The sequence below is a fragment of the Micromonospora sp. D93 genome (assembly GCF_018070365.1).
Classification (GTDB): domain Bacteria; phylum Actinomycetota; class Actinomycetes; order Mycobacteriales; family Micromonosporaceae; genus Micromonospora; species Micromonospora ureilytica.
Window position 1 is genome coordinate 408,342 of record NZ_JAGPXW010000001.1, and the last position, 21,552, is coordinate 429,893.

At 70.8% G+C, this 21,552-nt stretch carries 25 protein-coding genes; 9 read left to right on the top strand and 16 right to left on the bottom strand.

All coding sequences use genetic code 11. From position 1 onward, the window contains the following. Positions 1-12 precede the first annotated feature (12 nt). On the top strand, positions 13-855 hold the full coding sequence (locus tag KBX71_RS34465) for a helix-turn-helix transcriptional regulator (RefSeq protein WP_210816177.1): 843 nt from the start codon (positions 13-15) through the stop codon (positions 853-855). 18 nt (positions 856-873) lie between these two features. Here the strand turns inward: KBX71_RS34465 and KBX71_RS01845 are convergent, their stop codons facing one another. After that, positions 874-1,767 carry a helix-turn-helix transcriptional regulator gene (locus KBX71_RS01845; RefSeq protein ID WP_210816178.1) on the bottom strand — a complete coding sequence of 298 codons (894 nt, stop codon included), beginning with the start codon at positions 1,765-1,767 and terminating at the stop codon, positions 874-876. A gap of 119 nt (positions 1,768-1,886) precedes the next feature. Between KBX71_RS01845 and KBX71_RS01850 the strand changes: the two genes are divergently transcribed. Next, positions 1,887-3,089: an MFS transporter gene (locus KBX71_RS01850; protein WP_247682722.1), complete on the top strand. Its 1,203-nt coding sequence runs from the start codon at positions 1,887-1,889 to the stop codon at positions 3,087-3,089. Between the two features lie 52 nt (positions 3,090-3,141). On the opposite strand, the gene KBX71_RS01855 is transcribed toward KBX71_RS01850, so the two are convergent. From KBX71_RS01855 to KBX71_RS34470, 3 genes are all read right to left on the bottom strand, one after another. Then, positions 3,142-4,005 (bottom strand): TIGR03620 family F420-dependent LLM class oxidoreductase, encoded by an 864-nt coding sequence (locus tag KBX71_RS01855; protein ID WP_210816180.1) that lies wholly within the window; start codon positions 4,003-4,005, stop codon positions 3,142-3,144. Between the two features lie 102 nt (positions 4,006-4,107). After that, entirely contained in the window at positions 4,108-4,755 is a 648-nt protein-coding gene (locus KBX71_RS01860) for a response regulator transcription factor (RefSeq protein ID WP_210816181.1), read from the bottom strand. Continuing rightward, complete coding sequence (locus tag KBX71_RS34470; protein WP_210816182.1) at positions 4,752-5,858, bottom strand: sensor histidine kinase; 1,107 nt, start codon at positions 5,856-5,858, stop codon at positions 4,752-4,754. The genes KBX71_RS01860 and KBX71_RS34470 overlap by 4 nt, the downstream gene beginning before the upstream one ends. A 138-nt stretch (positions 5,859-5,996) precedes the next feature. Here KBX71_RS34470 and KBX71_RS34475 point away from each other — a divergent pair, with 138 nt between their 5' ends. Continuing rightward, positions 5,997-6,590 (top strand): CDP-alcohol phosphatidyltransferase family protein, encoded by a 594-nt coding sequence (locus KBX71_RS34475; protein WP_210816183.1) that lies wholly within the window; start codon positions 5,997-5,999, stop codon positions 6,588-6,590. Continuing rightward, positions 6,587-7,057: a hypothetical protein gene (locus KBX71_RS01875; protein WP_210816184.1), complete on the top strand. Its 471-nt coding sequence runs from the start codon at positions 6,587-6,589 to the stop codon at positions 7,055-7,057. Before KBX71_RS34475 ends, KBX71_RS01875 begins: the two co-directional genes overlap by 4 nt. A 13-nt stretch (positions 7,058-7,070) precedes the next feature. On the opposite strand, the gene KBX71_RS01880 is transcribed toward KBX71_RS01875, so the two are convergent. After that, on the bottom strand, positions 7,071-7,733 hold the full coding sequence (locus KBX71_RS01880; protein ID WP_210816262.1) for a response regulator transcription factor: 663 nt from the start codon (positions 7,731-7,733) through the stop codon (positions 7,071-7,073). Continuing rightward, the gene (locus KBX71_RS01885; protein ID WP_307846919.1) at positions 7,721-8,881 is read right to left on the bottom strand and encodes a histidine kinase; all 1,161 of its coding nucleotides are present in this window, start codon (positions 8,879-8,881) and stop codon (positions 7,721-7,723) included. Before KBX71_RS01885 ends, KBX71_RS01880 begins: the two co-directional genes overlap by 13 nt. 131 nt (positions 8,882-9,012) lie before the next feature. Between KBX71_RS01885 and KBX71_RS33465 the strand changes: the two genes are divergently transcribed. After that, the gene (locus KBX71_RS33465; RefSeq protein ID WP_247682724.1) at positions 9,013-9,414 is read left to right on the top strand and encodes a DUF6069 family protein; all 402 of its coding nucleotides are present in this window, start codon (positions 9,013-9,015) and stop codon (positions 9,412-9,414) included. Further along, the gene (locus KBX71_RS01895) at positions 9,411-9,866 is read left to right on the top strand and encodes a hypothetical protein (protein WP_124817773.1); all 456 of its coding nucleotides are present in this window, start codon (positions 9,411-9,413) and stop codon (positions 9,864-9,866) included. The genes KBX71_RS33465 and KBX71_RS01895 overlap by 4 nt, the downstream gene beginning before the upstream one ends. Positions 9,867-9,894: 28 nt before the next feature. Here the strand turns inward: KBX71_RS01895 and KBX71_RS01900 are convergent, their stop codons facing one another. Beyond that, the gene (locus tag KBX71_RS01900; protein WP_210816185.1) at positions 9,895-10,737 is read right to left on the bottom strand and encodes a LysR family transcriptional regulator; all 843 of its coding nucleotides are present in this window, start codon (positions 10,735-10,737) and stop codon (positions 9,895-9,897) included. Positions 10,738-10,809: 72 nt separating this feature from the next. Here KBX71_RS01900 and KBX71_RS01905 point away from each other — a divergent pair, with 72 nt between their 5' ends. Further along, positions 10,810-12,015, top strand: coding sequence for an MFS transporter (locus tag KBX71_RS01905; RefSeq protein WP_210816186.1), 1,206 nt, complete (start codon positions 10,810-10,812; stop codon positions 12,013-12,015). Here the strand turns inward: KBX71_RS01905 and KBX71_RS01910 are convergent. Genes KBX71_RS01910 through KBX71_RS01920 form a run of 3 tightly spaced genes read right to left on the bottom strand, consistent with a single transcriptional unit; the run spans position 12,005 to position 13,427 of the window. Then, positions 12,005-12,271, bottom strand: coding sequence for a hypothetical protein (locus KBX71_RS01910; protein ID WP_210816187.1), 267 nt, complete (start codon positions 12,269-12,271; stop codon positions 12,005-12,007). The genes KBX71_RS01905 and KBX71_RS01910 overlap by 11 nt on opposite strands. After that, a complete protein-coding gene (locus KBX71_RS01915; protein ID WP_210816188.1) occupies positions 12,268-12,753 on the bottom strand; it encodes a hypothetical protein in 486 nt (161 codons plus the stop codon). Before KBX71_RS01915 ends, KBX71_RS01910 begins: the two co-directional genes overlap by 4 nt. After that, on the bottom strand, positions 12,750-13,427 hold the full coding sequence (locus KBX71_RS01920) for a DJ-1/PfpI family protein (RefSeq protein WP_210816189.1): 678 nt from the start codon (positions 13,425-13,427) through the stop codon (positions 12,750-12,752). The genes KBX71_RS01915 and KBX71_RS01920 overlap by 4 nt, the downstream gene beginning before the upstream one ends. A gap of 123 nt (positions 13,428-13,550) precedes the next feature. On the opposite strand from KBX71_RS01920, the gene KBX71_RS01925 reads away from it, so the two are divergent. Beyond that, on the top strand, positions 13,551-14,510 hold the full coding sequence (locus KBX71_RS01925; RefSeq protein WP_210816190.1) for a GlxA family transcriptional regulator: 960 nt from the start codon (positions 13,551-13,553) through the stop codon (positions 14,508-14,510). Here KBX71_RS01925 and KBX71_RS01930 read toward each other — a convergent pair. Continuing rightward, positions 14,452-15,702 carry an MFS transporter gene (locus tag KBX71_RS01930; protein ID WP_247682725.1) on the bottom strand — a complete coding sequence of 417 codons (1,251 nt, stop codon included), beginning with the start codon at positions 15,700-15,702 and terminating at the stop codon, positions 14,452-14,454. The two genes, KBX71_RS01925 and KBX71_RS01930, sit on opposite strands and share 59 nt — an antisense overlap. Positions 15,703-15,783: 81 nt before the next feature. Beyond that, positions 15,784-16,653 (bottom strand): fructosamine kinase family protein, encoded by an 870-nt coding sequence (locus KBX71_RS01935; RefSeq protein WP_210816191.1) that lies wholly within the window; start codon positions 16,651-16,653, stop codon positions 15,784-15,786. A 99-nt stretch (positions 16,654-16,752) separates the two neighbouring features. Between KBX71_RS01935 and KBX71_RS01940 the strand changes: the two genes are divergently transcribed. Next, a complete protein-coding gene (locus KBX71_RS01940) occupies positions 16,753-17,790 on the top strand; it encodes a serine hydrolase (protein WP_210816192.1) in 1,038 nt (345 codons plus the stop codon). Between the two features lie 54 nt (positions 17,791-17,844). Here KBX71_RS01940 and KBX71_RS01945 read toward each other — a convergent pair whose 3' ends face one another. The 4 genes from KBX71_RS01945 to KBX71_RS01960 all read right to left on the bottom strand — a co-directional run bounded on the left by KBX71_RS01945 (position 17,845) and on the right by KBX71_RS01960 (position 21,538). After that, a complete protein-coding gene (locus KBX71_RS01945) occupies positions 17,845-18,525 on the bottom strand; it encodes a hypothetical protein (RefSeq protein WP_210816193.1) in 681 nt (226 codons plus the stop codon). 17 nt (positions 18,526-18,542) lie between these two features. Then, positions 18,543-19,133: a DinB family protein gene (locus KBX71_RS01950; RefSeq protein WP_210816194.1), complete on the bottom strand. Its 591-nt coding sequence runs from the start codon at positions 19,131-19,133 to the stop codon at positions 18,543-18,545. A 96-nt stretch (positions 19,134-19,229) separates the two neighbouring features. Next, positions 19,230-20,435, bottom strand: coding sequence for a cellulose binding domain-containing protein (locus KBX71_RS01955; RefSeq protein ID WP_210816195.1), 1,206 nt, complete (start codon positions 20,433-20,435; stop codon positions 19,230-19,232). A gap of 110 nt (positions 20,436-20,545) precedes the next feature. Next, positions 20,546-21,538 (bottom strand): PaaX family transcriptional regulator C-terminal domain-containing protein, encoded by a 993-nt coding sequence (locus tag KBX71_RS01960; RefSeq protein WP_210816196.1) that lies wholly within the window; start codon positions 21,536-21,538, stop codon positions 20,546-20,548. Positions 21,539-21,552: the final 14 nt, after the last annotated feature.

Consider the following 21,552-nt stretch of genomic DNA (forward strand, 5'->3'; position numbering starts at 1 on the left):
AAAGGGCAGTTCGTGGCACGAACCGAACTCGGCGACTTCCTGCGGGCTCGCCGACAGGCACTCCGTCCGGCGGACGTCGGGCTGCCCTCGCGCGGGCGTCGCCGCACCCCCGGCCTACGCCGTGAGGAAGTCGCACTCCTGGCAAATCTGTCAGTCGACTACTACGAACGACTTGAGCAGTCGCGCAACACCAACCCCTCGGAGGCTCTACTCGGCAGCCTGGCCAGGGCGCTGCGACTCTCCGTCGACGAACGGGACTACCTCTACCGCCTCGCCGGACATCCGGCGCCAGCGGCCTCCACCGCCAGCGGGTACGTCGACCCCGCGATGATGTTCCTCCTCGACGCACTCACGACCGTGCCCGCACACGTCATCGACGACCGCACCACCATCCTCGCCCAGAACGCCCTCAGTCGCGCGCTGCTGGGCTCCTGGACCGACGGCGACGACCGGCACTCGAACGTGACCTGGCGCTGGTTCACCCACCCCGAATCCCGCGCACTCAACGTGCCGGAGGAACACGAGGCGATCGGCCGTGGATACGTCGCCGACCTACGCGCAGCCGCCGCCCGTGGCGGCCACGACCCGGTATCCGAGCAACTGATCGCCGATCTCACCACCGTCAGCGGCGAATTCGCCACGTACTGGTCCGAGATGCAGGTCGCCCCACTACAGACCACCCGCAAAATCCTCGTTCATCCGCAAGCCGGACGGCTGGACGTACAGTGCGACTTCGTCCTCAGCACCACCACGGGTCAGCGCTTGGTCATCTTCCGGCCGCAACCCGGCACGGCCACCGCCGACAGCTTCGACTTCCTGCGCGTCCTCGGCGAACAGTCCTTCGACCGTTCCTGAGTGGCTGCACCGACGCCGTCACTGTGATGTGGTGGCGGCCCGATCCGGTGACGCGTCTACTCCCCAACTGGCCAGCAGACGTAGCGCCTCTTCTGAGAGCGATCCGGGCTCGGCGTGGTAGGTGCTCAGCAGTTGCTCCGGATCGCCGGGGAGCGCGAGTGTCTCGTAGCGCAGGGTCAGCTCACCAACGAGGGGGTGCGACAGGCGCATGAGGCCGTGCGTCTTCTTCTTGACGTCGTGGGTGGCCCACAGCCTGCGGAAGTCCTCGCTTCTTATCGAGAGTTCGCCGATCAGGGACGCCAGCAACGGGTCGTCCGTGTGCAGGCCGGCGCCCAGCCGTAGTTGTCCCACCACGTCATACGCCTTGGTTTCCCAGTCAGGGAACAAGTCCCGCGACGCCGGGTCGAGGAAAGTGATCCTGGCCCAGTTCCGGTCCTGCGGGGCACGTGCTGCCCAGTCACCGAAGAGAGCAGAGGCGGTCTGGTTCCACGCCAACACATCGGTCCGGGGGCCCCAGACGTACGCTGGCACACCTTCCAGCGCGGCGAGCAGCTCCCGTATCTCGGGCCGCACCTGCTGGCGCGGCGTGGGCCGACGCTGATGCCGCTTGGGCTGCGCCAGGCGTACCAGGTGGGCGTGCTCAGCTTCGGAGAGTTTGAGTACGCGGGCGATCGCGTCCAGCACTTCACGGGAGACATTGCGGGCGTTGCCCTGCTCGAACCGCGTGTAGTACGCCGCGGAGACCCCCGCGAGTTGCGCGAGTTCTTCCCGGCGCAGACCCGGGACGCGGCGGCGTCGGCTGTAGTCGATCAGCCCAACGTCGGCCGGTTTGTGGCGGGCCCTGCGGGTGCGCAGAAAATCGCTCAGTTCCGCGGCTGAGAAATCGGGGTGGGTGACGTGGCGGGTTGCCATATCTCAATTGTCTCACGCAGTGCGCAGCCCAACCTGTCCCTGCCAGTGATAGTCACCCGAGACGTAGACCAAGCAGGTGGCTGGCTGGCACCGCGCCCCTGAAGCACGCTCGATGCACCATGACAATCACCGAATCATCCAAGGGCCCGAGCCCGGCAACCGCCCGGCAGGGCCGCCTTCCGGGAAAAGCATTGTTCGGCCTATTCTTGGCCGGCTTCATCAGCATTCTCACCGAATGCCTCCCGGCGGGCCTCCTGCCGGAAATGAGCCGCACTCTGCACACGAGCATCTCGCTCACGGGCCAGACAGTCACCGTCTATGCGCTCGCCACAGCGCTCGGCGCCATCCCTCTCGCGTGGGCGACGGCCACCTGGCCGCGCAGGCACGTCCTGCAACTCGCCCTGGCCGTGGTCGCCGTCACCAACACGCTCACCGCGCTGTCCGACGACTACACGCTGACGATGGTGCTGCGCTTCGTCGCCGGTCTGGGAACCGGACTCATCTGGCCACTTCTCGGCGGCTACGCCGCTCAACTCGCGCCAGAAGGACGACAAGGCCGCGCCATCGCCATCGCCCTGGCCGGAACCCCGATCGGGCTGGCCCTGGGCATCCCACTGGGGACCTGGCTCAGCAGCCTCGGGGGCTGGCAACTCGCCTTCCACGCGTCGGCCGCCGTGACCGTCATGACCATGGCCTGGGTCCTGGTGACCGTCCCGAACCTGCCCGGCCAGCCGGTCGACGCTCGTTTCAAGATCGGACGCGTCCTGGTTGTGCCCGGACTGCGGCCCATCCTGTTCGCGCTGGCCACGTACATGATCGCTCACAACCTCCTCTACACGTACGTCACTGACCTTCTCCTTCAACTGGGCATGGCCGACCAGACCGGCTGGGTGCTGTTCGCCTTCGGAGTCACCTCCGTGCTCAGCGTTCTGGTGGTCGGAACCCACATCGACCGACACCTGCGCAAGCTTGCCGTCAGCAGCACCCTGCTCTTCGGGGCCAGCGTGCTCGTCCTGGGCATCGTCGCGGACGCACCGGCGCTGGTCTACGTCGCCGTCGCCGCATGGGGCTTCGCCTTCGGCAGTTCGCCGAGTCTGTTCATAGGTGCCACGATCAACGCCAGCGGAGAAGCTGCCAACGTCGCTCAGTCGATCACCATCACGGTCTTCTCAGCTTCTATCGCGATCGGCGGTTTCGTCGGTGGTCTCCTGCTAGCCGGCCTGGGAACCGCTTCGCTCACCTGGGCGGCGCTCATCCTCCTGATCATCGCGGCCACGACTGTGATCGGCGGCGCAAGGTACGCGTTCCCGAAGAAGGGCTGAAGCTGGGTGAGACCAGATCGCGGTTCGCTGCGGTCACGACGGCGTCGACGTGTCAGATCACGACCGAGGCGAGGGCGCGGAACGCGTCGGCGGGAAATGTCGTGGCGTCGCCGCCGTTGAGCACCTGGATCGCCACCTCGTCCGCGCCGGCCTGGTAGTGCTTCTCCAGCCCGGCCGCCACCTTCTCGACGCTGCCCCAGGGGATCAGGGCGTCGATGAGGCGGTCGCTGCCGCCGGCGGCGAAGTCGTCGTCGGTCCAGCCGAATCGCCGCAGGTTGTTTGTGTAGTTCCGCAGTGCCAGGTACCCGCTCGTGTACTGCCGGGCGGTGGCGCGCGCTGTGGTGGCGTCCGCGTCGAGGACCACCGCGACCTCGGGGGCGAGCAGCCGGTCGGGCCCGATCGCCGCCCGGGCCTCCGCGGTGTGCTCGGCAGGGACGAAGTACGGGTGCGCCCCGGCGGAACGGTCGCGGGAGAGTTCGAGCATCCGCGGGCCCAGTGCGGCCAGGATGCGCCGCTCGGGCGAAACCCCGGCCGCGTCGAGACCGTCCAGGTAGTTCACCATTCTTGAGTACGGCTTGCGGTAGTCGGTGCCGCTGCCCTCCACCAGCACCGCGTGGCTGGCGCCGAGACCGAGCAGGAACCGGCCGGGGTGTGCCCGCTCCGCGTCCTGGACGAACGCTGCCGCCTCGGGGGGCGAAGAGTGCCAGATGCTCACGATCCCCGACGCGACCCCGATGCGCGTCGTCCCGTCCAGGATCTCCCGGAAGCGTGGGGCGACGTTTTCTCCGAAACCGCCGGAGAACCAGATCCGTGAATAGCCAAGTTCCTCCAACTCGGTCGCGGCATCGATGACCGCGCCCTGACTCTCGCTGGAAAGGAAGAACGGTTGCCATACGCTGACGAGTCGTTGGGCCATATTGGAACCCTACGACCATCGGCCGCTGACCGCGTCAGCTCACGCCGTTCGGAGGTTGGCAGGCCAGCCCGGAACGCCGGCTGGTCCACGCCGACGCCTGACTCACGGTGCGAGGCCGGCCTGGATCGCCAGGATGGCGGCGCGTACCCGATCACGGCTGCCGGTCTTGGCCAGCACGTTTGTCACGTGGGTCTTGACGGTGCTCATCGACAGGTAGAGCCGTTCGGCGATCTCGTTGTTGTTGAGCCCGGCGCCGATCAGGGCGAGCACGTCGGTCTCCCGAGTGGTCAGCTGGTAGGCCGCCAACTCCACGCGGGTGGCGGGGCCGGTCGCGCGGACCCGGTCGAGTACGGCGCCGGTGACCTCGGCGGAGAGGACCGCCTCGCCGGCCGCGACGGTGCGCACCGCGGCGATCAGATCGCGGGCGCTGGACCGCTTGAGCAGGAACCCGCGTGCGCCGGAGGCGATGGCGTCCAGGACGTACGCGTCGTCGTCGAAGGTCGTGACGACGATGACCGCCGGGGCGTGCGGGATCGTGGCCAGTTCGCGGGTGGCTTGCAGGCCGTCGAGCACCGGCATGCGGATGTCGACGAGGGCGACGTCGATGCGGGGGTCGCGACGAACGGCGTCGAGGAACTGCCGGCCGTCGGCCGCCTCGGCGGCGACGTGGATGTCGGGTTGGGACCGCAGGATCAGGCTGAAGCCGTCCCGGACCAGCTCCTGGTCGTCGGCGATCGCGACGCGGATCACGGGTTCACCACCGGCAGGTTGGCCTGCACCACCGTGCCGCCGCCGGGGCGCTGGCTCAGCTCCCAGCTGCCCCCGCGCGCGGAGACGCGCTCCCCGATGCCGAGCAGGCCCGAGCCGCTCGTAGGTGTGCGGGGCGGTCCGATGCCGTCGTCGCTGACGCGCAGGCGGGCGTGACCGCCGACGCGGACCAGTTCGACCCAGGCCGCCGTGGCCTTCGCGTGCCTGGCGACGTTGGTGAGGGCCTCCTGGGCGATGCGGTAGACGGTCAACACCCCGATCTCGTCCAGGCCCGGCTCGGGGTCCAACTGGACCCGCACCGTCACGCCCTGCTGGCGCAGCGGCTGCGCGAGCAGCTCGTCGATGTCGGACAGGCGCGGCGGCGCGCTCACCGCGATCGACGCGTTCGGATTGCGCAGGTGCACGACGAGCGTGTCCAGCTCGCTCAGTGCGGTGCGGCCACTGCCCGCGATCGCCCGCAGCGCCGCCCCCGGGTCGGCACTGAGCTGGCCCGCCTCGGCCTGCACCACCATCGCGCTGACGTGGTGGCCGACCACGTCATGCAGCTCGCGGGCCAGGTTGGTGCGCTGTTCGAGCCACGCGGCCTGGCCGCGCAGGTCGTCTGTCTCCCGGGTGAGGGCGTATCCGCGTGACCACGATCGCAACAGGATCGCCAGGAGGTAGCCGGCCGTGACGAAGAAGAACGGTTGCTCGTACAGCCCTCGCTCGTGGAGCAGCGCGGTGGCGAGGGCGCCGACCGCGCCGACCAGGCCAGCCGCCCACCCCAGCCACGGGTGCCGGGCCGGGTCTTCACAGACCGAGACGAACACCAGGCCGGCGGCCGCGAGGCCCAACTGCACCGACTCCCCGGTGCTCACGACCGCCACGAATCCCGCGCAGACCGCGAAGACCAGGGTTCGGTAGCGGGGGCGCAGCGCCGTGGCCCCGAGGCCGACCGGCAGCACCAGCCACGCCCAGCCCGCCGGCACGGACACGCCGTCCTCGACGGTGGTGACCACGGCGGCGATGATCAAACCAACCGCACCGTACGCGAGTCGGCGCACTCGCTCGGGGTCGCGCAACCGTTCGCGGATTCCAGTGATCACCTGGACAGTCTCCGTGACCAGCCGGAAGACCGGCCAGTACCCAGGTACCGGATCGGCCGGCACCCCGGTGCCACCCTCGGGACCAGATCGGCACCGCGGCACGTTCCGCGAAAACGCTCACCGGACGACTCTGCGGAGGTGACTCTCGTCGACTCCCGCGCCGCCATCACCGTCGGCCCTCTTCGCACGGTTCCCAACTACATCACCGCCATTCGCACGGTCGCCGCTGTCACCGTCGGTATCGGGGCCCTCGTCTCCGGGTCGGTGGCATTGATGGCGGTATCGTACGGTATCTACTGGATCGGTGACGTGCTCGACGGCTGGGCCGCCCGCCGACTCGGACAGGAGACCCGAGCCGGCGCCGTCTTCGACATCGTGAGTGACCGCGCGTGCACCGCCGTACTCTGCGTGGGCCTGGTCTCCCTCATGCCTGACGTCGCGGTCGTGGCAGTGGTCTTCCTGCTCTCGTTCCTGGTGCTCGACACCATGCTGTCGCTGGCGTTCCTGTGCTGGCCCGTGCTCAGCCCCAACTACTTCCACCTGGTCGACCGGCGGGTATGGGCACTGAACTGGTCGCCCGTGGCCAAGGTCGCCAACACCGCAGGGGTCATCGGGGCCATCGCGTTCGAGCAGTACCCGCTCGCACTGGGCGTCGCCGTCGCCGTCGTCGCGGTCAAGCTGTGGTCGATAACGGCTGTGGTCGGGCTGCTCGAGCGGGACGGTCGGGCGTGAGCAGCCTCGGCGAGGCGGCGGTGGCGCTCGGCTACGGTCTCGCGTCGGCGCTCGTCCCGGTCGTCAACGCCGAGGCGTACGCCGTGGTCGCCGGCCAACGTGGCGGCCACGCGCTGATCGCCGTGGTCGCTCTGGCGCTCGGGCAGACCGCCGCCAAGCTGCTCCTGTTCGAATCGGCGCGACGTGGATCGGGGCGACTGTTCCGGAAGGTCGCGCGACGGAGAAAGTCAGGTCGCGCGGCGGCCCGGGCCGCACGGTGGACCGCGCCGATCCGGCGCTGGCTCTCCCGCCGCCGTACCGCCCTGCCGACCGTGCTGGTCTCCGCGGCGGTCGGGGTTCCACCGCTGGCCGTCGTCAGTCTCGCCGCGGGCACCGCGGGCCTTCGACGCTGGGAGTTCGCCTGCGCGTGCCTCTCCGGGCGGGTGCTCCGCTTCGCCCTCCTCGTCCTGCCAGCGGTGCTGACCTGACCCCCGACGCCGGTCAGAGGAGCCGGCCGTCGTGGGCGAGCAGGGCGATCTGGGTGCGGTTGTCGAGATCCAACTTGGTCAGGATGTGCGAGACGTGGGCCTTCACCGTCGTCACGCTCATCAGCAGCCCGCTGGCGATCTCGGCGTTGGAGCGTCCCTGCCCGATGGCCAACACGACGTCGCGTTCCCGGGGCGTGAGCAGTGCCAACCTCTCGTGCGCCTGCTCGTACGACTCGGCCCCCGACGCGACCCGCTGCATGAGGCGGCGCGTCACGCCCGGGGACAGCATCGGGTTGCCGGCCGCGACCGAGCGGACCGCCTGGCTGATCTGCTCGGGCGGGGTGTCCTTGAGCAGGAAGCCGCTCGCGCCGGCGCGGAGGGCGCGCAGCACGTGCTCGTCGGTGTCGAACGTGGTGAGCACGATGATCTCGGGTGGTCGGTGGCGGCGGCGCAGGCGCTCGGTGGCGGTGATGCCGTTGACGCCGGGCATCCTGATGTCCATCAGCACCACGTCGGGCAGGTGCCGGTCCACCGCGGTGATAGCGGTGGCGCCGTCGGCGGCCTCGCCCACGACGACGATCCCGTCGGCGCCGTCGAGCATCAGCGTGAGCATTCCCCGGACGAGGGGATCGTCGTCGACGATGACGACCCGGATCGGGCCGGTCACGTCGGCCACGGCAGCCACGCGGTGAGGTGGAACCGGCCCGCGGCGTCGACGTGGTGGGCGACGCGACCGCCGGTGAGCGCGGCCCGTTCGGCGAGGCCGATCAGGCCGGTACCGGCGCTGCCGGTGGCACCGCTGTCGGGCGTGGTCGGGTTGCTCACCGTGATGCTCAGGCCGGAGCCGGGCGCGCCGTCGAGCACCAGCCGGACCGGCTGGCCGGCGGCGTGCTTGCGGGCGTTCGTCAGTGCCTCCTGCGCGATCCGGTACGCGGTGCGGCCGACCGTCGGAGGGATCTCGACCGGCGGGCCGAGCGGGTCGTCGACCTCGATCTGTTGCCCGGCGGCCCGCGCCTCGTCGACCAGGCGCGGCAGGTCGGCGAGGGTCTGCCCGGGTGGTGCGTCGGTCGGCGACTCGGCGTCGTCGCTGCGCAGCAGGGTGATGACCTCGCGCAGCTCGTCGAGGGCGTGATGCGCGCTGGCCCGGATCACCCCGGCCGCGGCGCTGAGCCGCTCGGGCGGCGCGTCCGGCCGGTACTCCATCGCGCCGGCGGCCGCCGCCAGCAGTGACAACCGGTGGGCCAGCACATCGTGCATCTCCCGCGCGATCCGGTTGCGCTCCGCCGCCCGCGCCTCACCGATCCGTCGCTCCTGCTCCTGCTCGGCCCGCCGGGCCCGGTCCCGCAGCGCCGCCAGCAGGGCGTTGCGGGCCTGGGCCCAGGTGCCCCAGCCGAGCAGGGCCGCGTACGCGATCGCCATCAGCAGCAGCCGCCACCCGTACGGCAGGCTGGGCACCGGTCGCCAGAACGCCTGCACCGCCTCGCCCGCCACGCCGACCACCGCCACCGCCGCCGCTTGCCGAAACGGCCGGTTGCGGGCGGTGAACAGCACCGCGAAGCTGGCCACCGGCGTGGCCACCGGAGACAGCGCGACGAGCAGGCCGGCCAGCACGCCACCGACCTGTGGGCGGCGGACGACCACCGGAACGAGGGCCAGGGCGGCCACCGCCAGCGCGACGTCGACGCCGACCAGGCCGGCAGAGCTGGACCGGGTGGCGGACCACAGCATGGTCGCGACGAGGACGCCGATCGCCACGGTCGTCACGGCCACCGGGACGGAACGCCACGTCCGCGGCGGCTTGACCTCGCACGTCGCCGCATCCACACCGCGCACGCTACTGGGCTCGCCGCCGGCCGGACCACCTTCTTTGGTAGTACGCCGAGCCGCCTGAGGACGTACCCGCCGCGGCGTCTGGACCGACGTGTCCGGCCCGGCCCGGTCCGCAGGCTCGGACCATGACGAACAACCTTCTCCTGGGACGGGCCGCGGTGGCGGCCGGCGCGATCGTGGTGGCGGTGGTCGAGTTCGCGCTCCTGCACTCGGCGGCCGGTGTGGACCTGGCAGTCAGGTCCGGAAACTCGACCCGGCAGATCAGCGTTGCCGCGGTCATCGTGGCCGCCGCCGTCGCGGCACTGGCCGGCTGGGCGCTGCTCGCGGTGTTGGAACGCCGCACCAACCGCTCCCGCGTCTGGTGGACAGCGGTCGCGGTCGCGGTCCTGCTGCTGTCGCTCCTGCTCGGGCCGCCGAGTGGCGTCGGCGGGGGAGCGAAGGCGACCCTCGCGCTGCTGCACCTGAGCGTCGGCATCATCCTCATCCTCGGACTGCCCCGGTCGCGTCCGGAAGGGGCGAACCGATGACCGCGCTGACCGTGCGCAAACAGGACGGGGCCTTCGTCCTCGACTCCGGGGCGCGCGCCTCGCTGCGTACCGGCTGGACCTGGCGGTGCGGCGAGATCCGCACTGGCACCGGCCGTTGGACGGTCGCGCCGACCGACCGCCGACGCATCGGGTTCGCCGCCCGGGGCGAGCACGGCGTGCCGGTACGGCTCGACCCGGGCCGGTCGCACGTGCCGGGACCGGGCGGGGTGGCCCGCTGGGCGCCCGGTCGCTGCGGCGGTGAGCTGGTACGCGACGGACACCGCCTCGCGATAGGCCTCCCCGGCCGACGCGGCGGGCCGATCCGGGTCGACGTCACCGGCGAGTGGGCCGAGCTGGAGCTGGTGGTGCTCACCGCCTGTTTCGCGCTGATGAGTCAGCGGCGGCGACGCACCCTGATCGTGATGGCGGTCGTCAGCGCGGGCAGTGGGTGACAGCCTGCCCTACGGCGAGGGCGAGTGCTCAGAGGATGCGACGGAGCACCGTCTCCACGGCGTCGATCAGCGGATCACCCTCGGTCCGGGGGTGCCGGGCGAGACCGAACTCGACGTCCGGCAGGACCGGCAGGGCATCCGTGTCGCGGCAGATCATGGCCGGTTCGAGGTTCGCGGGCATGAGCGCCGCGACGCCGAGCCCGGCCCGTACCGCGGCGAGCACCCCGACCAGGCTGTTGCTCTCGAAGGCCACCCGCCAGCGCCGATCGGCACGCTCCAGCGCGTCCAGCACGGACGTACGCCAGGAGCACGGGTTGGAGAACAGCACCACCGGCAGCGGGTCGGCGGCCACGTCCACACCCTGCCCGGTCGCCCAGACCAGCGGGGCGCGCACCGTCCAGCGCGGCGGCCCGGGAATGTCCGGCACCGCGTCGAGCACGAGTTGGACACGGCCCGCGTCGTAGGCCTCCCGCATGGCGGCGTTGGAGCAGCTGAGCACCTCCAGCGTCGCGCCGGGATGCAGCCGGGCAAGGTCGGCGAGGGCCTGCGGGAGCTGGGAAGCGGCGAGGTCTTCGAGCAACCCGACGCCGCAGTGGCCGGTGAGCGCGCGTCCGGTTTCGGCGAGTGCCTGTGCGGAGAGCGAGAGGATACGTTCGGCGTACGGCAGGAGCTCCTCGCCCGCCCGGGTGGGCGAGACACCTGACGACGAGCGGTGCAGCAGCGGATGGCCGACGACGCTCTCCAGCTTGCGCAACTGCTGACTCAGGCCGGGCTGGGTATGGCCGAGCGCGGTCGCGCCGCGGCTGATGCTGCCCTCCCGCACGGCGGCGACGAACGACCGCAGCAGGGTGATCTCCAGGTCCCTCGCCATAAGCATGCATTATGCCGGTCTGAACAAGATGGCGTCTTCTTATGGCGGGCGGAGGGAATTAGCGTCAATGGGGTGACCGGATACCGGCAGGTGCTCGCCGTGCCAGGGATGGCGCCGCTGCTGGGCGTCTCGCTGCTCGCCCGCACCGCGATAACCGCCGATGTGATGGCGCTGACCCTCTTCGTCGTCCTGGGCCTGGAGCTGAGCTACGCGGCGGCGGGTGGTGTGGCGGCGGCCCTGACCGTCGGAGTGGCGCTGGGCGGCCCGCTGCTCGGTCGCATGATCGACTCGCGGGGCCTGCGCCTCGTCCTGCTGGTGACAGTCACCGCGCAGGTCGTGTTCTGGCTGGGCGTGCCGGTCCTGCCGTACGGGTTCCTGCTGGTCGCCAGCTTCGTGGCGGGCCTGCTGATGGTGCCGGCCCAGGCGGTGGGCAGACAGGCGATCGCCGCGATGACGACGGCCGAGCAGCGCCGGGCCGCGTTCGCGCTGGAATCGGTGCAGGGCGAGCTGTCGTACATCGTGGGGCCGGCGGTGGTGATCCTGGGCGCGGCGACGGTGTCCCCCGACGTGGTGGCGTGGGGGGTCGGCGCCGCGATCCTGGCCGGCGGCGTCGGTATCGCCGTGCTCAACCCGCCGATGCGGGCCCAGGACGAGGCGGACGACGCCGCCGCGGAACGACCCCCACGCCGGCAGTGGCTCGGCGCCAGGATGATCGCCGCGCTGACGATGGCGTTCGGGACGACGACGCTGCTCAGCGGCGTCGACCTCGCCATCGTCGCCACGCTGCGGGAGGCCGGTCAGGTGTCCTGGGCCGCCGTGGTCGTCGTGGTGTTCGGCCTGTCGTCCGTCATCGGCGGGCTGATCTACGGCGCGTTGACCCGGCCGCTGCCCACGTGGCTGCTACTCGGCCTGCTCGGGATCGTGACGATACCGGCCGGGCTGGCCCGCGACTGGCCCTGGCTGTGCGTGGCAGTCGTCGGCAGCGGGCTCCTCACCGCGCCGACCCTTGGCACGGTGGCCGACGCGGTGAGCCGGCTGGCGCCGCCCGGTGTGCGGGGTGAGGTCATCGGTCTGCAATCGTCGGCGCAGAGCGCTGGTTTCGCGCTCGGATCCCCGCTCGTCGGCGTGGCGATCGACCTCTCCGTGCCGGCGGGCGGGTTCGCGACGGCCGGCCTCGCCGGCCTCGCCGCCGCACTGACCGGGTACCTCCTGTCCCGCCGCTCGCCCGCACGGACGGCGGTGCCCTACCGCCCCGGTTCGGTTGATCTCAGATATTGAGCTGGTGCTCAGTTGACGCGGCACGCGCCGCGAGAAGGCCGCCGATCCCGGGGATGAGCGCGAGCAGCCAGACCCGTTGTCGTCCGCCCATGATGAGGAGGGCGGTGATGACGCTGGCACAGTAGGCGAGCCCATGCGCCGGACCGAGGACATGGGAGATCGTCGGCAGATGGATGGTGACGACGTTGGCGAGCATCAGCACGAGGGTGACGAGCTCCGCCGTGCCGACGATCTGCAGGATGCGACGCGGGATCACAGACCAACCCCCGTGGTCGAGCCAGGCCGGTAGATCATCAACACGACGACGATCGCCCACAGCAGGTTGAACACGCCAGTCAGCATCCCGAGCCGGGGTACGGTGCCGTCGGGCACGGACTCGACGGCGTCGTCTGCGCCCGTGTCGAGCGCACCGACGACGCGTCCCTGGCCAGGCAGAATGAACGCGATCAGCATCGTGGCCGCCGCGGCCGTCAGGATCATCGAGACGATCAGCCACCGGTCGCCGAGCACGCCGATAGCCGCGGCCGTCGCGAGGCCGAACACCGGAACGAGCACGCCGATCACCGCGTAGACACGGGTGATGCGGTGCAGGATGCGCACGGCGACAACCCTTTCCGGCTCGTCGGGCGCGGCGAGGGCGAGACGCGCGAAGCGCGGGAACATGCTCGCGGTGATGGCGACTGGCCCGATGGTGAGAATGGCCGCGAGGATGTGGACCGACAGCAGGAACGCACTCACACGCTGGTCCGTTCGCCGGTCACGCGCGTGGGTGGCAGCCGCCAGGTGGTGCCGCGTCGCTCGTACTCGAACAGCTCCTCCACGGCGTGCGCCGTCTGCGAGCCGAAGTCACGTTCGAGCAGGTAGAGGGCCACATCGAGACCAGACGTGACGCCGCCGCCACTGATCAGGTCGCCGTCATCGACCACGCGAGCGCGGACGGCGTTCACCCCCGTGGCCTTGAGCGCGTCGATGCCTTGCCCGTGCGTGGTCGCGGTGCGGCCGTCCAGGAGACCGGCCATCGCGAGGGCGAGTGATCCGCCGCAGAAGGCCGCCACGGTGATGTCCGGGTTGTCGAGCGCGCGACGGATGAGGGGCATCGCGTCGCTCGACGCGAAACGACCCAGGAGTACGGGGATGGTCTCGTCCCCGGCGTCCGGGTCTCCATCGACGGGACCGACCGCCCCGGGGACCACGACGTAACCGGGTGCGCCCGGATCGAGCCGGGCGGTTGCGGTGAGGCTGATCTGCGGGTTGCCGGATCGCACGACGCGGGGGCCGCTTGCGCAGACCAGCTCCACCGCGATAGTGCCGCCGAGGAGCTGGCTTCCGGCGGTCAGCACCTCGAACGGGGCGATGACGTCGAGGGGGTCGAACCCGTCGAAGAGGACGATCTGGGCGTGGAGTCGAGGCATGAATGATCCCTTCCAGTTGGACGTGTCCTCCATGCTCGCGCTCCATCGGGCCGCATGCCGATGGCAATCAGGACATGCTTCGCCTGAATCCGGCCACCGCCGCAGTGCCTTACTCTTGCTGACATGTACACGGTCGTGGTGCTCGCGCTCCCGGATGCGATTGCGTTCGATATGGCCACCGCCATCGAAACCTTCGGGCGCGTGCGCCTACCCGACGGCCGCCCGGGATACCGGCTCGTCGTCGCCGGCCACGAGCCGACCGTCCAAGCAGGTCCGCTGCGCCTGGCCATCGACGAGGAGCTGGACGCGATCGAGCGGGCAGACCTCGTCGTGGTGCCGGGCAGGAACGACCCGTTGCAGCCGTCGCCGCCCGCCGTTCTCGCGGCCCTGCGCGCCGCAGCGGCGCACGGGACGCGGATCGCGTCGATCTGCGTCGGCGCGTTCACCCTGGCCGAGGCGGGCCTGCTCGACGGCCGGGACGCGACGACACACTGGCTCGCCGCGGACGAGCTGGCCCGAAGGCATCCCGCCGTCCGAATGAACCCCGACGTGCTCTACACCGACAACGGGAGCATCCTGACGTCCGCCGGAGCCGCCTCCGGTCTCGACCTGTGCCTGCACATCGTTCAGCGCGACTACGGGATGGCCGTCGCGGCGGACGCCGCCCGCCTCGCCGTCGCGCCGCTGCACCGCCCAGGAGGGCAGGCGCAGTACATCGTTCGGAACCGCGCGACCTACCCGACGTCGACCCTGCAACGGACGCTCTCGTGGATCGAGGCGAACGCGTACCGTGACCTCACCCTCGCCGACATCGCCGCCGCAGCCGGCATGAGCGTGCGTACGCTGACGCGTCGGTTCAACGACGAGACGGGGCAGAGCCCCATGCAGTGGGTGTCGGGGGTACGCATCCGTCACGCGCAGGACCTGCTCGAAACGACCGACCACACCGTCGACCGGATCGCTGCCCAGACCGGGTTCCCCACGACGAGCAACTTCCGATTCCAGTTCGGGCAACTCCTCGGCGTCACACCTGGCGCGTACCGGAAGGTTTTCCGGCCGCAGGCGAATCCGGCCGGCGCGTAGCCGGGGGACGAGCGACCGCCGGCTCCGACCCGACGGCGCGGCCACGACGCGTGTCCACGGCGAGCAGCGTGAGCGCGGCCAGCGTCAGCAGCCCGCCGGCGAGTGCCAGCGGTCGTGCCCCCGAGGCGGGCAGGAGGGCGCCGCCGAGCAGTGATCCGCCGGCGATGCCGGCGTTGAAGGCGGTGCTGACACCGGCCGACGCGATGTCGGTGCTGCCCGGGGCCAGTTGCAGCATCCGGTTCTGCACGGCCGAGCCGAACGCCGCGTACGCGAGGCCGATCCCGGCGAGGAACGCGACCACACCCGGCCGGAGCGCGCCGAGCGCGTACAGCCCGAGCAGCGAAGCCGTGCCGATGCTCAGCGGCGTCAGCAGCGACGCGATCGGTCGGGTATCCAGAGTCCGGGCCGCGACCAGCGTGCCGACGACGCCGGCAGCGCCGGAGACGAACAGCAGCGGCGCCAGCACCGCGTCGGCGAAGCCGCTGACGTCGAGCAGGAACGGTGTCACGTAGGTCTGCAGGGTCATGAAGCCGCCGATGCCGAGGGCGGTGGCGATCAACAGCACGGCGAAGCGCCGCCCGTCCGGTGCGGAACCCCGGGCGGCGCCGCCGGAGGCCGGGGGATAGGAGGGGAGGAGGACCAGCACCGCGGCGGCGATCGCCAGACCGACCCCGGCGAGCACCGCGAACGCCGCGCGCCAGCCGGCTTGCTGCCCGAGCCAGGTGCCGAGGGGTACGCCGAGCACCGGCGCGAGCGTCGCCCCGGTCGCGAACAGCGCCACCGCCCGACCGCGCACCGCGACCGGAAACGGCCCGATCGCGGTCGCCGTGGCGATGGACCAGAACAGCGCCTGGGCGAGGGCGGTCACCAGGCGGGAGCCGGCCAGCACGGCGTACGACGGCGCGAGCGCGGCGGCGGCGTTCGCGGCGGCGAACAGGAGCATCGTGCCGCCGAGCAGGTGCCGACGGGGGATCCGCTGGGTCAGCCGCGTCAGCGGCACCGACGCCAGCACCACCACGACGGCGTACCCGCTGACCAGCAGACCCACCTGTGAGCGGGACCGGTCGAGGTCGGGGGCGATGTGGGTCAGCAGACCGACGGGCAGTAACTCCGTCGTGATGAAGGCGAACGCGGCGAGGGACAGCGCGACGAGCACGGCCCTGGCCCTTCGCGGCGACACTTCCGGTGCCATGGCCACCCCCATTTCAGGGGTCACCGTAATGGAGGGCCCGACGCCCGCTCCGCTCACGGGCCCCGGCGGCGGGGTCTCCGGTCACTGTCGTGTCCGGAACGGGGCAAGGACGGCGCGGATCTGATCCGCCGCGCCCCAGTCGTCGTCGAACTGGGCCAGCACGGCGAGGTGTTGTCGCAGCTGGATGACCGGCATGCGGGCCTCCCAGTCACCGTCGAGCGAGGTCAACTCCGCGTAGACCTCGAACATCCGTCGTGCCTCGGGCGGGGGCGAGGTGGACCAGACGTGCGCGAGGTCGACCTCGGCCCACATGTACGACACGGCCGGGTCGATCAGCGCGGGCTGTCCGTCCGCGGTGGCCAGGATGTTCTGTGCCCACAGGTCACCGTGCGTCAGGCACGCCGGCCGGTTCGGCAGCAGGTCGGGCAGCCGGTCACAGAGCCGTTCCAGCGCCGCTCGGTCTTCCGCGTCGAGCGCCGCCTCGACGCGGGGCTGATCGAGCCAGCGAAGCAGCCGGTGCTCCGCGAAGAATGCGAAGCCGTCGTCGTTCCACGTGTTGATCTGCCGGCGACGGCCCAGCCAGTTGTCGTGGTGCCAGCCGAAGCGAGGATGGGTCGTGCTCAGGTGCAGGCGGGCGAGCAGGTGCGCGAACTGCTCCCAGAAGACCTCGCTCCGCGGCCTCGCCCGCAACACCGACAACACCAGCAGGTCCCGATCCGCCAGGATCACCTCGGGTGTCGCCACGCCGCCGAGCTCGCGCAGGGCGGCCAGCCCCTCGGCCTCGGCGACGAAGACGTCGTCGGCTGGCGGGTCGGCGAAGGCCTTGACGAACACCGGCGGAGCATCCCGACGGGTGGCGATGCCCGCGAGCGCCGCGAGCCCGCCCGTCACCGGCTGCACCGTGACGACCTCACGCATACCGGCCCGGTGCAGACGCTCCAGCAGGGTCATCCGGGACGCTCCTCAGCTCCGACCTACGAGGTCGGCTGATCCTATGTGGCCGGTCACAGCTCGCGCTCCCGGTGGCGGGGGTGTTGGACACTGCTGGGCATGGGTCACGTGTCGGTGGATCGGCAGCGGCTGGGGCGGGTCGTCCAGGAGTTCGGCGCCCGGTGGACGAGTGACGCCGCCGACATCGAGACCTACCTGGCGGCACAGGTCTCGGACACGAGTCACCGCGACGTCGTCGGCCCGCTGCTTGCCGCCAGTGGCGCCAGTGGTGTGGTCCGGGTCGCGGGTCGGGAGGTCGCGGCCTGGGGTGACCCGGACGTCCCGGAGATGGCGTTCAGCGTCACCAAGTCGGTCGTGTCGGTGGTGGCCGGCCTGGCCTTCGACGACGGGCTGCTGGTGCCGGACCAACCGGTGCACCAGGTCGTCGACGTTCCCGAGTTCCAGGGGCCGCACAACGAGCAGATCGCCTGGCGTCATCTGCTGCAGCAGTCGAGCCAGTGGGAGGGCGAGCTGTGGGGCAAGCCGACGAGCGTCGACGCGCAGAGCTTCCGCGAGGGGACCGAGGTGCACGACACGCCCCCGGGCCAGGGGTGGGCGTACAACGACGTGCGGATGAACCTGCTCGCGTACGCGCTGACGCTGCTGTTTCGCCGGTCGCTGCCGGACCTGTTGCGGGAGCGGGTCATGGACCCGCTGGGCGCCTCCGACCGGTGGTCGTGGCACGGGTACCGGACGAGCGTCGTCGACCTCGACGGCCGCCGGACCGAGGTGGTCTCCGGCGGCGCGCACTGGGGCGGGGGACTGATCGTCCCGGCCCGGGACCTGGCCCTGATCGGGCAGCTCTTTCTGGACCGGGGGACCCATGCCGGGACCCGGCTGCTGAGCGCCGAGTGGGTTGACCAGTCCTGGGCTCCGTGCCCGGTCAAACGGGAGTACGGCTATCTGTGGTGGCTCAACGATGAGCAGGTGCCGTGGCCCGGGGCCCCGGCAACCGGCCGCAGCGCCCGGGGCAACGGCGGACGACACCTCCTGTGGGTCGATCCGGCCCGGGAACTCGTCCTCGCCTCCCACTGGACCGAAGAACCGCTCGATCTGATCCGGGAGGTTTCTCGTACCGTCGTCGAGCAAGCGGAATAGTCGGGTAGGACCGCGTCGTCGGGTGGTCAGGGCCGGTTGTGGACGAACCACGCGTCACCGGCCGAAAGGGCGACGGCGGCCTCCCACTGGCTCAGTTCGAGGTCCGAGCCTCTGCCGATCCTCCTCGGTGAGGGCACCGTAGAAGTCCACCCAGTACGCCGAGCTGCGCACGTTGCTGGTGGGCAGCAACATGAGCAGGACGCTGTCCGGCTCGTACCAGTAGTCGGTCTGCGTCACGAGCCGCACGTTGCCGAGCACCTGGGTGTGCAGGTCGGCGTCGGCGAGCAGCCGGTCGTACAGCGCCCGCTCCAGCGCCGGGAGCGGCGTCGGCAGCACCACGTCCGGCACCAGGGCGGTCAGGTCGACGCCTGTGGTGCCGCGAGCGTAGAACTCGATCTCGTCCTCGTCGACCTGTTGGTCCTCGCAGTGGTGGCGGTGGGTCAGCCAGGGTTCGGAGGATGCCGCCGCTTCGGCGAACGCCCGCAGTTCCGACTCCGACGGACCCTGCTCGGGCTCGGACCGGATCGTCAGCGCGTCGTCGAAGTCGTCGGTGACCAGGACGGGCCGCCGTCCGATGACCGGCACCAGCGCCTCGGCGGCCTGCCAGACCTCGTGCAGACGGTCGGGGTCGACGTCGGTGACGAGGACGGTGCCCGACGGGCCGTGCCCGATCGGCAGGCCGGCCAGTGGCGTGCCCAGGAAGGCCGCTTCGATCTGGTCGAGGTCGTCTCGCACGCCGACAGCTTTCCCGGTCATTCGAAGCGGTCGGCCAGCTTGGTCAGCTTGCTGACATACGCCGGCCAGTCGTAGTCGTCGGGGATGTTGCTGTTGTCCCGCCGCAGGCCGATCGCCGCGTCGTGCTGTTCGCGCATGACGTCGGCGTGCCCGGCGTGCCGGGCGATATCGCAGGTCACGTGGATGATGATCCGCTGGAGCGTCACGTCCCGCCGACCTGGTCGCCACCACGGCACCTGCCCCGGCGCGTCGAGCGGCAGCTGCTCGATCGTCTGGTCGGCGAACGCGCCGACCCGGCGATACAGGTCGATCAGCCCATCCTTCGTCTCGTCCTCGCGGGCGTACCAGTCTGCCTGCGGGTCCTCGTCGAACGCCGCCATGGGGACCAGCTCGTCAGGCGTCGGGAACTCGCGACCGAACGTGGGCCCGAAGTAGCCGGCTTCGACATTGAGGCAATGCTTGAGCGCGCCCAGCAGGTTGTTGCCGGTCGCGGTGCGGGGCAGCCTGGCCTCCCGTTCGCTGAGCCCGTCGAGCTTCCAGATGAGGTCTTCGCGGTTTTCCCGGAGGTAGTCGTGCAGAGCGGCCTTCGCATCGCTCAGATCAGCCATGCTGGCCAGTCTTCCCTATCCGTCGGACCGTCGCGCACCCTCGGTGGGCCGGTGCCGGGGCACCGGCCCACCGCGCGACTCGATCTGCCCGGGGCGTCAGCTGCCGGTGCAACTCGCTGTGGTTCCGCTGCCGCTGCCGGTGCCCTGGAAGCCGAAGCTGGTGGCCTGACCTGCGGCCAGTCGCCCGTTGTAGCTCTGGTTCGCGACAGTGATGGTCCCACTGGTGCCGCTGCTGACCCCGTTCCAGAGCGAACTGACCGACGCGCCGCTCGGCAGGGTGAGGGTGACCCGCCAGCCGGTCAGCGCGGTGGTTCCCGCGGTGACGCTGACGTTGGCGACGAATCCGCCGTTCCACTGGTCCTGGACGGAGTAGACAGCTGTGCAGCCGGGGGTGCCGGTCGGCGGGGGCGTGGTGGGCGGTGGGGTGGTGGGAGGTGGGGTGGTGGGTGGCGTGCCGTCGTCGAGCGTCAGGTTCTTCTGCTGGACGCTCCACTGGCTGCGGCACAGACCGCAGTCCGCGCCGACGAAGTTGCGGCCGGCGGTGGTGTCACCCTTCAGGCGCCACTTGAGGTAGAGAGTCGCCACCCTGCCGAACTCGCCGCCGTTGGCCTGGTCGTAGGTGCCGCCATGCCCGACGTTCAGGTTGCCCATGAAGGCGGGCAGACCGGCGGGCAGCTTGCCCCAGTCGTCCATGGCGTTCGGGTAGGCGATGTCGCTGGGCCCGCCGACGAAGTAGGCGATCGGCTTGGTCAGTCTCCTGAGCTGGTAGTCGTCGGCGTCGTTCAGCAGACCGCTGCTGAAGATGCCGGTCGTGGTGACGCGCGGGTCGTTCGAGACGGCGTACGCCTCCAGGCCCCCGCAGGAGAACCCAGCGACGGCGACCTTGCTGGTGTCGATCTTGTTGTAGTACTTGCTGCCCTGCCGGGAGTTCTCCGCGACCGCCCAGTCGATGGACTGGGTGAGCATCTGGGAGGTGGTGGAGCCGGATCCGTTCGGGGCCCCGTTGGCGATGGCGAGGAAGCCGTGAGAGGCGATCTCGCGGAGGAAGTTGCCCTGGGACAGGCCGTTGGCCGAGCAGCCGCCGTTGCCCCACACGACGATGGGCAGGCGTTCCGCCGGGAGGGTCTGGGGTCGGAAGATTGTGTGATTGGCCAGGGTGGCCGAGGTTTCGTAGTCGGCGGGATAGGGGCCGGAACCCCCGATGGCGGCGGACGCCGGTGTCCCGCCGAGCGCCATGAGCACGGAGGTGACCGGGACGATGGCGGCCGCCAGCCCCACGTAGATCTTCGATCGCCTTCTCATTGACCCTCCAGCACACGTCACGGTGGTGCTCCCGGCCACCCGGCCGCGGTCCCCACAGGCGATCCGATGGGAGCTGAATGCAGTTACTATCACTGGCGTAATGAAAAGTGTCAATGTCTGGTCTGGTCTGACGGCCCGCTGCCGCCGTCGGACGGCCAGGTGCCACCGGTCGGCTCGGGCCGCGAGGGATTCCTCGACGCCTGGAAGTGGGTGATCCACGACGACGCCTCCGGCCAGTGCGGGGTCACCACCTCGACGAGACGCGCCTCAGCGAGCGAGCCCAGCGTGCTGTGGATGTCCAGGAAGGCATCCCTGGCCTCCTGGCGCGGCCAGGGCTCCGGTAGTAGATGCGGCGGTAGGTCCGGGTCGATGTCCGCGAACCTCCGCCAGGAATCCATGGCCGAGGTCCGAGCCACCAACGCCCGGGCCGCGTCCACCTCCCCGCCGCGCGCGGCTGCCCGCAGCTCCGCGAAGCGCTGAATGAAACTCGAGTACGCGGAGGCGAGGCTGGTCAGGTCGTAGGCGGAGGCCGGACCGTGTGGCCCTGCCTCCTCGTCGAACCGGACGTGCAGGACCGACCACCGGGCGCCCTCGACGTGGTGCAGCAACTCGCGCAGCGCCTCCCTCACCGGCGCGGCGTCGGATCCCGGCCGGATCCACACGCTGTCGTACAGGCCCACGAAGCCCAGCGCGCCCAACGACCTGCGGAGCGCGTGACGGGACGCCTGGCCGGAGTTCGGAATGGAGAAGGACGCCTGCACCCACTCGCCGGTCCAGGGCGTCGGGTGGGAGCCGAAGTTCAGGAAGTGCTGCATCCGTGAGCGATGCTTGGCGATCGCCTGCGGTGTGAGGTGGTAGACCGGCGGCCGTCCCTTCCCCCGCGTGGCGATGAGGCCACGCTTGACCAGCCGGGACAGCGCGGCACGGGCACTGGACTCGCTGACCCCGAACTCCCGCAGGATCGCGATGACCGCTGTCGACGGCAGGTCGGCATCCGCGGAGTCGAGGTACTCGCCGAGCAGGGTCGTCAGGAGGTGTTGCGGGCTGGACCCGGCCTGGGCCCGGGGAATTCGGACGTCGTCGGCGGGCTCTCGGGCGTTCACCCCACCAGACTGCC

What these genes read in the sequence shown, in the direction of transcription:
- KBX71_RS01845 (WP_210816178.1), bottom strand. Translation starts at nt 1,767, where the DNA reads ATGGCAACCCGCCACGTCACCCACCCCGATTTCTCAGCCGCGGAACTG.
- KBX71_RS01855 (WP_210816180.1), bottom strand. Translation starts at nt 4,005, where the DNA reads ATGGCCCAACGACTCGTCAGCGTATGGCAACCGTTCTTCCTTTCCAGC.
- KBX71_RS01955 (WP_210816195.1), bottom strand. Translation starts at nt 20,435, where the DNA reads ATGAGAAGGCGATCGAAGATCTACGTGGGGCTGGCGGCCGCCATCGTC.
- KBX71_RS01940 (WP_210816192.1), top strand. Translation starts at nt 16,753, where the DNA reads ATGGGTCACGTGTCGGTGGATCGGCAGCGGCTGGGGCGGGTCGTCCAG.
- KBX71_RS01925 (WP_210816190.1), top strand. Translation starts at nt 13,551, where the DNA reads ATGTACACGGTCGTGGTGCTCGCGCTCCCGGATGCGATTGCGTTCGAT.
- KBX71_RS01950 (WP_210816194.1), bottom strand. Translation starts at nt 19,133, where the DNA reads ATGGCTGATCTGAGCGATGCGAAGGCCGCTCTGCACGACTACCTCCGG.
- KBX71_RS33465 (WP_247682724.1), top strand. Translation starts at nt 9,013, where the DNA reads ATGACGAACAACCTTCTCCTGGGACGGGCCGCGGTGGCGGCCGGCGCG.
- KBX71_RS01850 (WP_247682722.1), top strand. Translation starts at nt 1,887, where the DNA reads ATGACAATCACCGAATCATCCAAGGGCCCGAGCCCGGCAACCGCCCGG.
- KBX71_RS01895 (WP_124817773.1), top strand. Translation starts at nt 9,411, where the DNA reads ATGACCGCGCTGACCGTGCGCAAACAGGACGGGGCCTTCGTCCTCGAC.
- KBX71_RS01920 (WP_210816189.1), bottom strand. Translation starts at nt 13,427, where the DNA reads ATGCCTCGACTCCACGCCCAGATCGTCCTCTTCGACGGGTTCGACCCC.
- KBX71_RS01930 (WP_247682725.1), bottom strand. Translation starts at nt 15,702, where the DNA reads ATGGCACCGGAAGTGTCGCCGCGAAGGGCCAGGGCCGTGCTCGTCGCG.
- KBX71_RS01900 (WP_210816185.1), bottom strand. Translation starts at nt 10,737, where the DNA reads ATGGCGAGGGACCTGGAGATCACCCTGCTGCGGTCGTTCGTCGCCGCC.
- KBX71_RS01935 (WP_210816191.1), bottom strand. Translation starts at nt 16,653, where the DNA reads ATGACCCTGCTGGAGCGTCTGCACCGGGCCGGTATGCGTGAGGTCGTC.